This is a genomic window from Rhodococcus sp. 05-2255-3B1 (genome assembly GCF_002258545.1).
GTDB lineage: Bacteria > Actinomycetota > Actinomycetes > Mycobacteriales > Mycobacteriaceae > Rhodococcoides.
Map to the genome: position 1 here is coordinate 51,650 of NZ_NOZC01000016.1, position 14,169 is coordinate 65,818.

A 14,169-nucleotide genomic window follows, 5' to 3' on the forward strand; every position below is an offset into this window, starting at 1 on the left:
TTGCAGCCGTGCACATTGCGGTTTCATCGGCTGCACACGTCATCGTTGCGACTCGTGCAGAAGCGTCGGTGCGTGCGCCACGGACGGTCAGTAGTAGTCGTTGTCGTACTGGTTGCGGTAGTACCCGCGACGGGCCCTGCGGTCATCGACTCCGCTGGCACCGCCGAGTGCGAGGAGGGGAACCATGAACAGCATCACCGCGATGAACGCGCCGATCACCGCGATGAACGCGCCGAACGCGACAGCGAGAACGACGAGGTATGCGCCGACACCGATGACGGTGAGAATGTTCGCGACGAACCCCTTCCATCCGGGGTCGTTCTCACCGAGGTACCGCACGTACCAGATCAGGAATCCGGCACCGGCGACAGCGAGCAGGGGGAGCGGTCCGACGTCGTCGGTGAAGAGCGAGGAGAGCGTCATCGTGTACGTCCTTGTCGTGTGAGGACTGCTCTCACCGGTGCGGCGTCGCGGCCCAAGCCTGATGGATCAATGTGTACCGTGCGCCACCGACACTGATCGGTCGCGCACGGTTTCAGAACAGCGTTGGTGGTGCTTGTGCGTCGAAGCTGTGTCCGGCTAGCGCGGCCAGCATCCGTGGTTCGTCGTAGCCGCCAATGAGTGCGTCGCGGATCGCGATCGCGCGCCCGTAGCGTCCGCGCGGATCCCCGCCCGCTGGTGTCGGGCCGATATGTCGGCCGACAGCGACGGCGTGCGCGAGGTTCGCCGATTGGGTGCCGCGTTTGAGGTGCCCGTCGGCGACTCGCACGCACAAGGTTTCGTCGCAGTCGTGCTCACCGACGATCCCGTCACCGAGGTCGCCGTATTCGAGCAACAACGCGAACCGGTGCGCCGACAACGTGCGTGGCGTGTCGCCGTCAGTGAAGGTGAACCTCCCATAGGAATCAGGAAAACTGACGGCTGAACGCCACCACCAGCATGTCGGAGTTTTGACGACTTTCGTCCAGAACCGTGCCACCGTCTTGGCGGTCAACGGCCCTTGCAGCGGTCGCCACACCCGAGAAACCGGCTGCGGCTCAGCGGCGTCGGTGTCGTCACCGAACAACGCCAGTTGCATCACCGGAGCGGTCACCGGCTACCCCTGACCCGTCGCGGGATCGGCGTCCGGGACGCTGTCGCCGGTCGCGGGTTTGCTCGTCGCTGCATCGCCTGCCGACGTCGAGTCACCCGGCTCGTTCAAGGCCGATCCATCACGCGACTCTGCGTTTGCATCCGAGTCGGAGTCCGAGGTGTCGTCGCCGGTGTCCGCGCTCGCCGACGGCGCTGCGGTGTCGGCGAGCAGTGCCAGAAGTTTGCGTGCTTCGCCGGTCGTAATCCCCGCGAGTGTCGCAGCGGCGCTGAGTGTTCCTTCCCGGCCCCTGATGTCGTCGAGCGCGCGGGCCATCGCCAGCCGGGCCGCGTCGATCTGCTCAGCGGCCGCGAAGTAGTCCGTCAACGAGCCCATGTTTTTCTCGTCGCGCGCTTTGCGGTCGGCGACGACTTTTTGCTGCGCTGCCCGCGCCCGAGCACGCGCAGTCATCCGAGCCTGAGTCGACGCCATGCCGCCCACTCTAACCCCGAGCACCCTCGAATTCACAGATCCTGACACAACCTCCTCCCGCATCACCGATCCACAACCACCGAAACTCCACCCCACGCCACCAATCTCAACCCCTACCGATCTACAGCCAAAAGCCAAGACCAACCCCACAGACCTCATGCATTCAGGCCACTTTGGGGATTTCGCTGGTAGGGTCCGGTCCATGATGGGTCTGCACAAGCTCACCGCTGGGGACGGGTATACGTACCTGACCAGGCAGGTTGCAGCGGCAGATTCCACTGAACGAGGGGCCGCGTCACTGGCCGAGTACTACTCCGAGAAGGGGGAGTCACCGGGCCGGTGGACCGGGTCCGGTCTGGCCGAGCTGGAGACGATCGGCGCGGGGGAGCAGGTGTCCGAGGCGCACATGAAGGCGCTGTTCGGTGACGGCCTGCACCCCGAGGCCGACACGATGTACGCGGAGAAGTTCGCGGCCGAGCTCGCTGCCGGTGCGTCGACGAAGAACGCAGAGCGAGCAGCGGCGGCGGCGATCAAGCTCGGTCGCGCATTCAAGATCGACAACGGAGCCTCCGACTACCGGGTCGCGTGTGCGAAGGCGTTCGTCGAGCACAACCTCGCGGCCGGCGAGAAATGGAACGCACCGATCGAGGCCGAATCGCGCGCGACGATCCGCACCCGCGTCGCGCGTGAGATGTTCGAGCGCGAGTACGGACGCGCCCCGGCCGACGAGCGTGAACTGTCCGGGTGGGTCGCCAAATCGGGGCGACAGAACACCAAAGCCGTCGCCGGGTTCGACCTCACGTTCACGCCGGTCAAGTCGGTGTCGGCGCTGTGGGCGGTTGCGCCGCGGGAGATCTCGCAGGAGATCGAAGCAGCGCACGACGCCGCGATCGCAGCCGCCCTCGAATACCTCGAAGAGCACGCCTGCTTCACCCGTCTCGGCAACGGCGGTGTCGCGCAAGTCGACGCGAACGGATTGATCGCCGCAGCGTTCACCCACCGTGATTCGCGCGCCGGTGATCCGAACCTGCACACCCACGTCGCGATCTCGAACAAGGTCTCCACAACCCTGCCGGACGGGACGACGAAGTGGCTTGCGCTCGACGGGGCTGCGTTGTACCGCAACAACGTTCCCGCCTCCGAGGTCTACAACACCGCCCTCGAAGCGCAACTGCGTGAACGCATCGGAGTCGACTTCGCCGAACGCCCGAGCGAGGACCGGTCGAAGCGACCCGTCCGTGAAATCGTCGGCCTGGACACACGGTTGGCCGAACGCTGGTCCTCCCGCAACGCTGCCATCGTCGTGCGCACCGCCGAACTCGCACGCGAGTTCCAGGCCGAGCATCACCGCGAACCGACCGCCATCGAAGCGATCCGGTTGGCGCAGCGCGCGACACTGGAAACCCGGCAGGCGAAACACGAACCGCGCTCGCACGCCGAGCAACGCGGAGGGTGGCGCGCCGAGGCGATCGACGTCCTCGGTTCACCAAAAGCACTGTCGAAGATGGTCGCCGAGGTGACCGGCAAGAAGCGCACCCGGGCGAGCGTGGACATCGACGACCCGCGCTGGATCGACTACACCGCCGCCGACGTCGTCGAGGTCGTTTCCCGAGCACGCTCGCGCTACCAACGGCACAACATTCGCGCCGAAGCGATCCGTCAGGTCCGCACCGCCAACCCGCCGGCCGATCGCATCACCGACCTCGTCGAAGCGATCACCGACCGCGCCTGCGGCACCGACCTCGCCGTCACTCTCGGCGACGAACTCAGTGACGACGTCGCCGCAGACATCGCCCCGAATGTGATGCGTCGACGCGACGGCCGGGACGTGCACACCCGCCACGAAGCAACCTTGTTCACCACCACTGCCGTCCTCGACGCCGAGACGCGCATCGTCGCCCTTGCACAGCGCAACGACGGTGTTGCAGTCGCCGACGAGCATGTGGAGATGGCGCTGCTCGAGTCCGCTGCGAACGGCCGCGAACTCAACGTCGGACAACGCTCACTCGTGCGCGCAATGGCCACGTCCGGTGCAAAACTTCAGCTCGCACTCGCACCCGCCGGAACCGGCAAGACCACCGCCATGACAGCACTGACACGGTCGTGGCAGAACGCAGGCGGGCACGTCGTCGGGTTCGCGCCGACCGCCGCTGCCGCCGCAGTCCTGCGTCAAGATATCTTGACGACAACCGATACGTTGGCGAAGTTCGTCGACATCACCAAACGTCTACGCAATGGCGATCCGGTATCCGTCCCGGAGTGGTACACCAACATCGGACCGGACACGCTCGTCATCGTCGACGAAGCCGGAATGACCGGCACCCTCGACCTCGACGACGCAGTCACCGCCCTCGCCGAACGCGGCGCAACGGTACGGCTGATCGGCGACGATCAGCAGCTCGCGTCCGTCGCCTCCGGCGGTGTCCTGCGCGACATCCACGACCGCGTGGGCGCGCTCACGCTCTCGCAGGTGGTGCGCTTCCGCGACAAGGCAACCGGCGCCGCCGAAGGCGCAGCATCTCTCGCACTGCGCGACGGCGACGACGCAGCGATCGGCTTCTACATCGACCACTCCCGGCTGCACGTCGGCTCCATCGCCACCGTCACCGACGACGCCTACAGCGCGTGGAGCGCCGACCGCGCCGCCGGCAAGGACGCACTGCTGCTCGCACCGACCCGTGAGCTCGTCGCCGAACTCAACACCCGCGCCCGCACCGACCGCCTCGCCGCCACCGACGCCAAGGTCGGACGTGAAGCTGTCCTCGCCGACGGCCTCCGCGCGAGCGTCGGGGACATCGTCCGCACCCGCTCCAACGATCGCCGCAACCCGCTCTCGCAGACCGACTGGGTCCGCAACGGTGACCGCTGGACCGTCGAGAAAGTCGGCCGTGACGGATCACTGGTGGTACGCCATCTCGAACTCGGACGCACCGTCACCCTGTCACCGGACTACGTCCAGGAATCGACCGAACTCGGCTACGCCGGAACGGTCCACTCCGCGCAAGGCTCGACCGCCGACACCTGCCACGTCGTGGCCACCGGCGACGAAACCCGACAGCTCGCCTACGTCGCACTCACCCGGGGGCGACTGAACAACCACATGTATCTCGCGACCGCCTCCGACGGTGATCTGCACACCGCGATGACCGAACGCGGAATGCTTCCCCCGACCGCCGTCGACGACTTCCGGGCGATCCTGCGCCGCGACGGCGCACAGGTCTCCGCGCACTCGACCCTCGCTGCTGCCGACGACCCGCATGTGAACCTGGCACCGGCCGCGAACGCCTACGACTACTCCGTCGCCACCGCCTGCGAAGTCCTCGCCGGACCCACCGTGATGGCCGCGATCGACACCGCCGCCGACGCCGCGATCGCCGGCCTCACCGACGACGCCGCATGGCCGGTCCTGCGTGGACATCTCGCGATCCTCGCCGCCGGAGGCGACGACCCTGTCGCCGCCCTGAACACCGCGATCACCGAACGCGAACTCGGCACCGCGGGAGATCGGGCCGCAGTCCTGGACTGGCGACTCGACGCCACCGGACGCCACTCCGCAGCACGTGGAGCATCGGGGCGGGGGCCGTTGCCGTGGCTGCCTGCCATCCCCGACGCACTGCGCAAGGAACCGGAGTGGGCGAGCTACCTCGATGCCCGCGCCGACGCGATCGCCGTCCACCGTGAACGCATCGCCGCCGACGCCGCCGGGTGGACACCGACAACGGCACCGGTCTGGGCGCGGGCACTGCTCACCGACGAACCCGACCTCGACCTGCTCACCGATCTCGCGGTGTTCCGCGCCGCGCACGACGTCGACCCCGCCGACCGTCGACCGACCGGACCCGAGCAGTACGCGGCCGCGTCGGCAATCGTGCAGCGTCGCCTCGACACTCGCGCCGAGACGATCATCGGTACCACCAACGACGCCGTCGTTCGGTGGCGTCCGTTCGTCGACGAACTCGACACCCACATCGCCCGCGATCCGTACTTCCCGATCCTCGCCGACCGACTCTCCGCCGCCGCCCGCGCCGGAATCGAAGTCCACACCCTCGTCCGCGACTCCCTCGCCGCGTCGCCGCTACCCGACGAGCTGCCCGCTGCCGCACTGTGGTGGCGACTGTCCGGTGAACTGTCCGCCGCTGCCCTCGACACCGACGCCGCGGACACCGCAGCGCTGATGCCGTCGTGGGCACCGATGCTGACCGAACTGCTCGGCGAGCGCGCCGCCACCCGCGTGATGTCCGACCCGGCGTGGCCCTCACTCGTGGCGACCGTCGACGCCGCCGACCCCACCTTGTGGACGCCGGGGGAGTTGCTGGGGACTGCGTACGAGTTCCTGCACGGGGGCATCGACCCGGTCGATCACGGTGTCACCCTGCCCGCCCACGAACTCGCCACCGCGCTGACGTGGCGGGCCGAGATGCTGGTGCGCGAGAACCACCTCGCCCGCACCTACACCCCACTGCCCGTCGAACCACTCTCGATCGAGGACGAAGAAGCCCTCGCACCGCTCGACGAGACGATCGGCGACACGACCGGCGACGTGCTGCCGGCCGAGTTCGCCGATCCGGACTACCTCCCGGCACCGGCCAATACGCAGACAGTTTCAGCAGCGGTCGATGCGGACGCGCCGTCGATCCCGCTGGGCGGTGATGCCGACTACCTCGCCTCCCTCGACGCACTCGATGCGCCGCTGGAGTACGACGACGCCCCGCCGCCCGAGTACGACGGTCACAGCGACGATGTCACCGCCGACGATCCGGACGTCGATACCGACGTCGATCCGTACGCGGCGATGCTCGAACACGCACACGTGTTGGCACTGCCGTACCCGACGGTCACCGCCGACGAACGGGTCCGACTGCTCACCCGCGATCTCGCGGCGGCGAAGGCCGACCACCGCGCGCTGCGCACAGCAATTGCCGATGGCACCAGTCCGACGGTGTTGCACCTGCGCACGGCACTGACCGAGATGCAGGAACACGCGGACCGGCAACGCCCCGCCCGGATCGCGATGCTCGACGCCCGCCAGGACTGGATGGACACCGAATTCGAGGCCGAAGCGCTCTGGCACCGGATCGACACCGTCATCCGGCCCGCGGTCGCCGCCGACGTCGCAGCCGCCGAGGACGACGACGCCCGTCTGCTCGCTCAGCGTGGTCTCGACTGGGAGATCTGGCGCGCCGGATTCGCCGACGACGCCGCGACCGCCGCCCGCACCCGCGCACACGAAGCCGCTGCCGAGTACGAGCGCGTCACCGCCGCCGACGGAGGAGAAGTCACCACAGCCGACGTCATCACCGCTCGCGGAACAGCCGAAAGCATCGACCTCGCCGCACTCGCAGAACTCCAGCAGGAAGTGGACGGCCTCGACGGCATGTTGCTGCGGGCCGAGCACGCAGCGAGGCGTATCGCGGTGACCTCGACACACGCGCAGACCACCGTCGAGGTCCTCGACGCACCAGAAGTCGAGACAGCGGACCACCTCGAGCAGGAAACGCTTGCTCCGATAGAGCTGGTAGTGGAGGACGCAGCCGAGCCTGCCGCCGATCCGCAACCTGTGCTCTCGCCGGCGGACGCCGCCTTGCTCGCGAGGATGGAACAGGACCCGATCAGGCTCGTCCCGGACGCGGAGTTGATCGCGTTCGTCGACCGCGCCGGACGATCGCGCACCGCACCGACCGTCGTCGCGGACACCGAGAAGCTGTACGCCCGCCTCACCGAGCAAGCTGCAGCGATCGCCGCCGCCCGAGAACTCGACGCCGAACTGCGCCGGATCGGGGCAGAACACGAGGCGGCGCGCACCGAACACGCTGCACTCACCGATCGACTGTCGACCGCCAAACGGCGCGACCGCAAGACCCTCGAACCTGCCGTCGCTGACGCCCGACTACGGGAAGAGCGCCTCGCACGCCAGGTCCGCGACACAGAGCGGGCGGCCAGCGATGCAGCCGGACGTGTGCGGGCCGAGACCAGCGAATGGCCCGCGATCGCGGCACGCGCGAGCAACCCCGACCGCCGCGCCGCCGACCTTGCAGCCGCCGCCGTATTCGACACCGCCATCACCGAGCGTGACCGCCGTCTGCGGGCGGTGTCCTTGGCCGGTGAGCGTCACGCCGCCGAACAGCGCATCCGTGCTTCCTCAGCGACAGCCCGAACGGTGGAGGCTCCTGCGATCGGCGGAGTCACTGACACGACGAACCGTCGAACCGCCGATGCTCAGCCCGCCGACCCTGCCGCGCAGAAGAACATCGCGCGGCTACTCGCAGACGCACCCGGACCCGGACGTCCCCGCAGCGGCAAACAGACGCCGCGTCCGCAGCAGCTGCCCGACGCTGTCGTCACCGAACGCCAGCTCGATAACGACCACGGCCTGTAACGAGCTGCCCGGGCGGTCCGGTCGGAATGGGATCGGTGAGGCAATAGCCCGGGCCGTCCACGATCCGTCAGGAAATGTTGACGGACCGTGGATGCGAGCGGTGCGGTTCGTCGACTAGCTGTCGAGGCCGTACCCGTTGTCAGGTTCGTGACCCGGTTCCGGCCCTTCGTGTTCATTGCCCTTCCACGGCTTGGCGGGCCCCGGACCGTCTTCTACTGCGCGGAGGAAGTGTCCGGGCCGAGTCGATGTGTCGCCCGGTTGCAGATGTTCGCTTCCTCCTGCGGTCTGCGCGCTCGCATGTTGAGCAGCAACGGATTTGGCGTGCATCATGGCCCGCACTTCATCCGCACTTTCCATGCCGAGTTCTTCGACGAGGGCTTTGGTGGGATTGAGCATCAGCGACCACTTCGGGTCGCGGCCCTTCGCTGCCGCGCGTTCCGCGCGGGCGGCGTCGCGCGCGAGCGCTTCGGGGCTGGTCTCGGCTTCCTTGATCTCCTGCCGCAGCCGCGTCACTTCGTTCGAGAGGTCCTTGAGCTGTACCGCTTTCGGGAAGTCCGAGAGCTCGACCAGTTCGAGGTCATCGAGGCGTTGTTCGTCTCGATCGAGTGAGCGTTCGGCCTTCGCGAGGTCGGTGTCGACGGTGTACGCCATGTTCTCCATCCGCGTGAGCAGACCGAGTGAATGCTGGCTGCGATCGCCGTCCCCGATCCTCGGATACAGATCGTGGGCTTCGATGACCTTCGTCGACGACCCGAGACCGGAGAACGAGAGATACAGCGCACTGTCCTGGGCCGGGCGAGAGGCCTCGATCGGGAATCCGCTCATCTCCGCGATCACCATCGTCTTGGTCAACCCTTCGCCCTTGAGGGCCTGGTAGGTGCCCTGCAACGCTATGGCCATCGCATTCGCGGCGTCGCTGCGCTTGTCGTAGAACACCCCGCGGATGGTCATACCGGGCCACTGGTCGACCTCGCGCCGGCCCTTGAGTACCGGTGCTGCTTCTTTCAATCCGACGACCCGCTGGCGTGCGCGGGGTACTTCACGGCGCAACCGATCGCGGTCGCGTTCGATGGAGCGTTGCTCGGCGAAATGCGAATCCGCTTCGGACTGGAGCTCCTGAAGCTGGGAGTCCAGCTCGATCTGCTGGATATATCGATCGTCACCGGTGGCCAGGGCCTTGGTCATCGCCGAGTTCTCGGCGAGCGAATCGCTGTCGAGGTCGACCACACGCCGCATCGACCGGTCCGCTCTCTTGAGCTGTTCGATGAAGTGCGCCTTGCGGTGCACGGTCTGCCACATGACGGTGTCGAAGGTCTTCTCGGCGACGTAGTTGAACACCTTGACATGCGCGTTCTGGTTGCCCTGCCGGATGATTCGGCCCTCACGCTGTTCGAGGTCGGCCGGTCGCCATGGCACGTCGACGTGATGCAAGGCGATTGCGCGATCCTGGATGTTGGTGCCGGTGCCCATCTTCTCGGTGGATCCGAACACCACCGATACCTTTCCGGTGCGGCACATCTCGAACAGGCGGGCCTTCTCCGACGGCTTCGGGTAGTCGTGGACGTAGGCGATCCGGGCGGTCTCCATCCCGCCGGCGAGCAGCTCGGCGCGGATCCCGTCGTAGATCGACCACGACCCGTCGGCTTTCGGGGTGGATCGGTCGCAGAACACGATCTGCAACGCACCCGGTGTCGGGTGCGGTTCACCGGACGAGTCGAGGTAGACGTTCTCGCTCGATTCTCTGTGCACGTTTAGGATTCGCTGCGCGACGATGTGCGCGCGGGAATGCTCCGGCGGTGCCGGATCCAGATGCGCGACCCTCGGGTCGAGGGTGGCGTTGCGGCCGTCGTTGGCGACCTTGAGCGCATTGTCGATATCAGGCCGCTTGGCGTCGGCATTATCGGCGCGATACCCGAGGTCGGCGATGAAGTCCTGCACCTCGAGCGCCGGGGTGAAGGTGACGTCGGTGTTGCGGCCACCGTCCTTGACCGGGAGATTCGCCGGCACCTGATCGCGGGTGACGGCATCGGTGTACACGCTGGTCATGCCGATGAGATCGCCGACGTTGGTGAATTCACCGACCCGAGTCACTGCCCGCAGTCTCGATCCGGACGAATTCAGCTCGACTCGTTCGACGGTGTCGGTGAACGTTGCCCCCCAGTCGTTGATCGAGGCGACCCCGGCGTCCTCGAGGAGGTCGGGCCGTAAGTAGTGCTGCATGACCCACAGTTCGGCGAGGGAGTTCGCGACCGGGGTGCCGGTGGCGAACGTGGCAACTCGCTCGATGTATTCCTCCGGCGGGATGCCCTTGGTGATCGCCTCCTCACGGCGCATCGACCGCAGATAGTTGAGCTTGAGGTCCATGTCGGTCGCGCGGTGCGAGCCGGAATTGGCGAGCTCGGCGACCCCGGACGCGCGGGCGAGGTTCTTGAACTCGTGCGCTTCGTCGACGAACAGGTAGTCCGCCCCCGATGCCTCGAACGTGAGCCCTCGGTCCTTCCCGGCCTGTTCGAGGGCGGTTTCGAGTCTTTCTTCGAGCTTGGCTTTCATCGCTTCGAGCCGCTTCTTGGTCAGACCTTCGTCGACGTTGCCGAGTTCGGCGTCCAGCTCGGCGACCTGTCCACGGATGTATTCCGCTTTCGTACCGGGGTCGACCCCTATGGAGGAGAACACCGACCGCGGGACGACGACCATGTCCCAGTCCTGCGAGGCGGACTGGGCGACGAGCAATCGGCGCCCTTCGGCGTCGGTGGCCGCCGATCCGGACAGGATCCGTGCGCCGGGATACCACTGGCCTGCTTCGCGGACGACCTGGTCGATGATGTGGTTGGGCACCACCACCCACGGCTTGTTCGCCAGCCCGAGGCGCTTGAGCTCCATCGCACCCATCAAGATGGTGCCGGTCTTACCGGCCCCGACGACGTGATCGAGCAGCACTGTCGGTTCGGAGACGATCCGAGCGGCGGCGTCGCGCTGGTACGGGTACGGCGAGTACTTGTCCCCGAGACCGGGGAAGGACATATGTGCACCCGAATGCACCGGTGCGACAAGGGAGTTGAACTTGTCGTTGTAGATGTCGAGGAGCTGTTCGCGCCGCACTTCGTCGGCGTGCAACGCCCATTGCCCGAACTCTTGTGAGAGCCGCCGGGCCTTCGATTGCGCGGCGCGGGTCGCAGCATCGTGGATTGCTCCCGCGCCCGCGCGATCACGGAACTCCTTCGAGCTGGTGATCTCGACGGTGTCGCTGTTGAGCAGGTCTTGGAGAAGCTCTTTCCATGTGTAGTCCCCAGCGCGCATCCCGGCGTTGGCGATCCCGCGGTCTTCGGCGGGCCGGTGCTCGAAGTTGAACTTCGTCGACCATGCGTGACGTTTGGGCATCAGCGCCCACTTGAGGTCCTGCTCACTGCTGCCCGGGTAGTGGCCGACGGCGACCTCCCAGCGCCCCGACGCCCGTTCGATGGTGACCGGCACATCGGCCGGTACCTCGAAGGTTTCCCGGACGAACTGGGTGTAGGTCTCGATCGGCACCCACGGCGCACCGAGGGAGACATCGACGTCGGTCTTGCGCGGCGGGATCGCCGCAGTCAGGGCGTCGACGTTGGCTTGGTAGCGGGAATCGAGCGCGGCGACCTCTTCGGCGTCGGCGAGTTTGGTGCGGACGTTGCCCGACAGATACGTCGACGATGACACCCACCGGGTCGGATCGGTCAGCGTGCGGAAGGCCCGTCCTTCCATCTGCGTTTCGGCCTGCTCGACGGTGGTCCCGAGTAGCTCCGCGATTCGCCCGACGTCGAGGCGGGCTTGCTCGTCGAGGCTGATGGCCATCGCCTCGTCGACGGTCTCGGCGTAGTCCCGCAGCTCACGTGAATGCAGGACGTCGGTGTGGAAGATAGCCGCCTTGCGGGCGGTCATCGTCTCCTCGTCGAAGTGTTCGAGCGCGAAGACCGGCGCGAACGTCGGATCGGTGCGTAGTGCTTTACCGAGGTGGCTCTGCAGCTTGGTGGGCTGTCGGGGATTGATCCACGCATCGTCGGAGAGCCGGTCGTAGACGTCTTCAGGGATCTCCCCCGCGTACGGGTCTCCGGCGACGCCTTCGTCCTTACGCCAGGTGTCGATCAATTTCGCCAGAGCGGCATCGTGCTGCGATTCGGTGAGGTCCTTGGGCACGGTCATCGCGAACCGGTTGATCGGGCCGTAGCGGCCGACGTAGGCGTCGTACTGCTCACCCAGGATCTCCCGCAGAGCTTGCCGCTGCCCGGGACTGGTAGCGGCGTCCTTCTGCGACTCGATCAACGCGCGGGTGGTGTCGCGCAGGGCCAGCAACTGTCCCCATTCGGCGACCTGTTTGGCTCCGCGGGTGCTCACCGGCTCCCAGTCGCGGGAGTTCCAACGTTCGATGGTCTCTGCCTGCGCGTCGTGCCGAAGGGTTCCCACCGCGAGGTCCGACTCCTCGAGGGTGTTCCCGGCGGCGAGCAGACCGCGCTCGAAGTCCTCTCGGGTCGGGCCGAAGGTGTCGCGCCACGATGCGGTATGTCCGAGACCGGCAGCTTTCGCGGCGTCGACGATGGTTCCGAGCCGATCCTCGACCAGTGCCGGGAGGTCGACGTCGCTGTCGGGGGCGTCGACCGACAAAGTCTCGTTGCCGTACATCCCGTGCCCGACCCGCAGCTCACCGAGCACCCATTCCGGGTGATCGGTGTAGACGGCATTGATCGGCACACCTTTGTCCTCGCCGGCATCATCGAGTGCGGTGGCGTTCTCGAGCTGCAGGAACCGCTCGGTCAACTGTGCAGGTTTCGCCCCGTCGGCGCGGCGACGCAGCACGAGGATGTCGGTGACCACCTCCGTACCGGCGACGCGGCGGAACGCGTTGGACGGCAACCGCACTGCCCCGACGAGGTCGCCGAGGGCGGCGATGTCGCGGCGCGCCCGCTGGTTCTGGGCGTCGAGGGTGTAGCGGGAGGTCAGGACGGTGACGTAGCCGCCGGGTGCGGTCATCGCCAACGATTTGACGATGAAGTGGTTGTGGATCGAGTGCTTGGCCTGGTTGTGGACCGGGTCGTAGAGCCGATAGTCACCGAACGGGACGTTGCCGATCGCCGCGGTGAACGAGGACGCCGGCGCGGTGGTCTTCTCGAATCCTTCGCCGCGGATCTGCGCCGACGGATTCAATGCGGCGGCGATCGCGGCGGTGGTCGCGTCGAGCTCCACCCCGACCATCTGCGCCGACGCCGGGGCGTGAGCGATGAACGTCCCTGCCCCGCAACCCGGTTCGAGAACTCGGCCGCCGGTGAACCCGGCCCGGATCGTCGCCTTCCACATCGCGGCAGCGATCGCCGGGTCGGTGTAGTGAGCGTTGAGGATGGTCCGCTGTGCCTGAGCCCACGCGGTGTCGTCGAGTAGGGCGCGGACCTGCTCGCGTTCGGTGTTCCAGTCGTCGCGGCGCGGGTCGAACACCTGCGGGGTCGCACCCCAACTCGACCAGCGGGCGAGGACCGCTTGCTCGTCGGCGGTGGCGTAGCGATCCTGCGCAGTCACAGCCGCCAGCACCCGCAGGGCCTCGATGTTCGCTGCCACACGGGCTTTCGCGCCGGACGGAACCAGGACCTGTGTGCCGGGACGGAAGTCGACGGGCTCGACGTTCCACAGTCGCTCGGCGACCGTCTGCGTGTCGACCACCATCCCTTCGGTGGTGTCAGGGACTGCGGTATTCGGGGTGGGATCGGGGGTCGGTTCGATTGTGGGGGAGTCGGTCTCGACGCTGGGCGCGGGAGGGTTCTGCGTGGGGAGGAGTTGGTCGACGCGGCGGCCGTCGACGGCGATCAGGTGCCGACTCTGGTTGCCGTAGCTCACCGCCGCAGCGTGATCGTCGGGCCCGAGGGTCTTCTGATTCTCTTCGGGGATCAACGACACATCGCCTGCACGCCGAAGCTCCATCAGTGCGTCGGTGACCTGCTCGGCGGTCAGTGTCCCGTCGAGGTCGGTGCGGATCCGCGCCAGCCGCACATACGCCTCATCCTCGCGCGCCAGCCGTCCGTAGGCATCGCGCACGAGTTCCGTCGGTGTCGGTGCCGCGATCTGTACGGCAACGTCCGGTTCGGTGTCGGCGGCGAGGATGTCGGGATCGACCGGGTCGGGGAGCGGTGTCCCGCCGATGTCGGCGGCATTCGGGTCGATCGGTGCGGCACCGTCGGCGTCGAACGCGAACAGGTCCAGTTGGGCGTCGGATTCG

The 14,169-nt window shown here is 67.2% G+C and carries 5 protein-coding genes; 1 reads left to right on the forward strand and 4 read right to left on the reverse strand.

What is annotated here, in order from left to right; translation table 11 throughout:
• Nucleotides 1-87: 87 nt before the first annotated feature.
• The 3 genes from CH249_RS09335 to CH249_RS09345 form a co-directional block, all read right to left on the reverse strand.
• Nucleotides 88-423: a hypothetical protein gene (locus CH249_RS09335; RefSeq protein ID WP_094648419.1), complete on the reverse strand. Its 336-nt coding sequence runs from the start codon at nt 421-423 to the stop codon at nt 88-90.
• Nucleotides 424-535: 112 nt separating this feature from the next.
• Nucleotides 536-994 (reverse strand): hypothetical protein, encoded by a 459-nt coding sequence (locus CH249_RS09340; protein ID WP_143544401.1) that lies wholly within the window; start codon nt 992-994, stop codon nt 536-538.
• 102 nt (nt 995-1,096) lie between these two features.
• Nucleotides 1,097-1,561: a hypothetical protein gene (locus CH249_RS09345; RefSeq protein WP_094648421.1), complete on the reverse strand. Its 465-nt coding sequence runs from the start codon at nt 1,559-1,561 to the stop codon at nt 1,097-1,099.
• Between the two features lie 202 nt (nt 1,562-1,763).
• Here CH249_RS09345 and mobF point away from each other — a divergent pair, with 202 nt between their 5' ends.
• Nucleotides 1,764-7,937: a MobF family relaxase gene (gene mobF / locus CH249_RS09350; RefSeq protein ID WP_179273037.1), complete on the forward strand. Its 6,174-nt coding sequence runs from the start codon at nt 1,764-1,766 to the stop codon at nt 7,935-7,937.
• Between the two features lie 114 nt (nt 7,938-8,051).
• Here mobF and CH249_RS09355 read toward each other — a convergent pair whose 3' ends face one another.
• A complete protein-coding gene (locus tag CH249_RS09355; RefSeq protein ID WP_256988243.1) occupies nt 8,052-14,153 on the reverse strand; it encodes a helicase-related protein in 6,102 nt (2,033 codons plus the stop codon).
• Nucleotides 14,154-14,169 lie beyond the last annotated feature (16 nt).

Coding starts and splice junctions, on each gene's coding strand:
- CH249_RS09335 (WP_094648419.1), bottom strand. CDS start 423: ATGACGCTCTCCTCGCTCTTCACCGACGACGTCGGACCGCTCCCCCTG.
- CH249_RS09345 (WP_094648421.1), bottom strand. CDS start 1,561: ATGGCGTCGACTCAGGCTCGGATGACTGCGCGTGCTCGGGCGCGGGCA.
- mobF (WP_179273037.1), top strand. CDS start 1,764: ATGATGGGTCTGCACAAGCTCACCGCTGGGGACGGGTATACGTACCTG.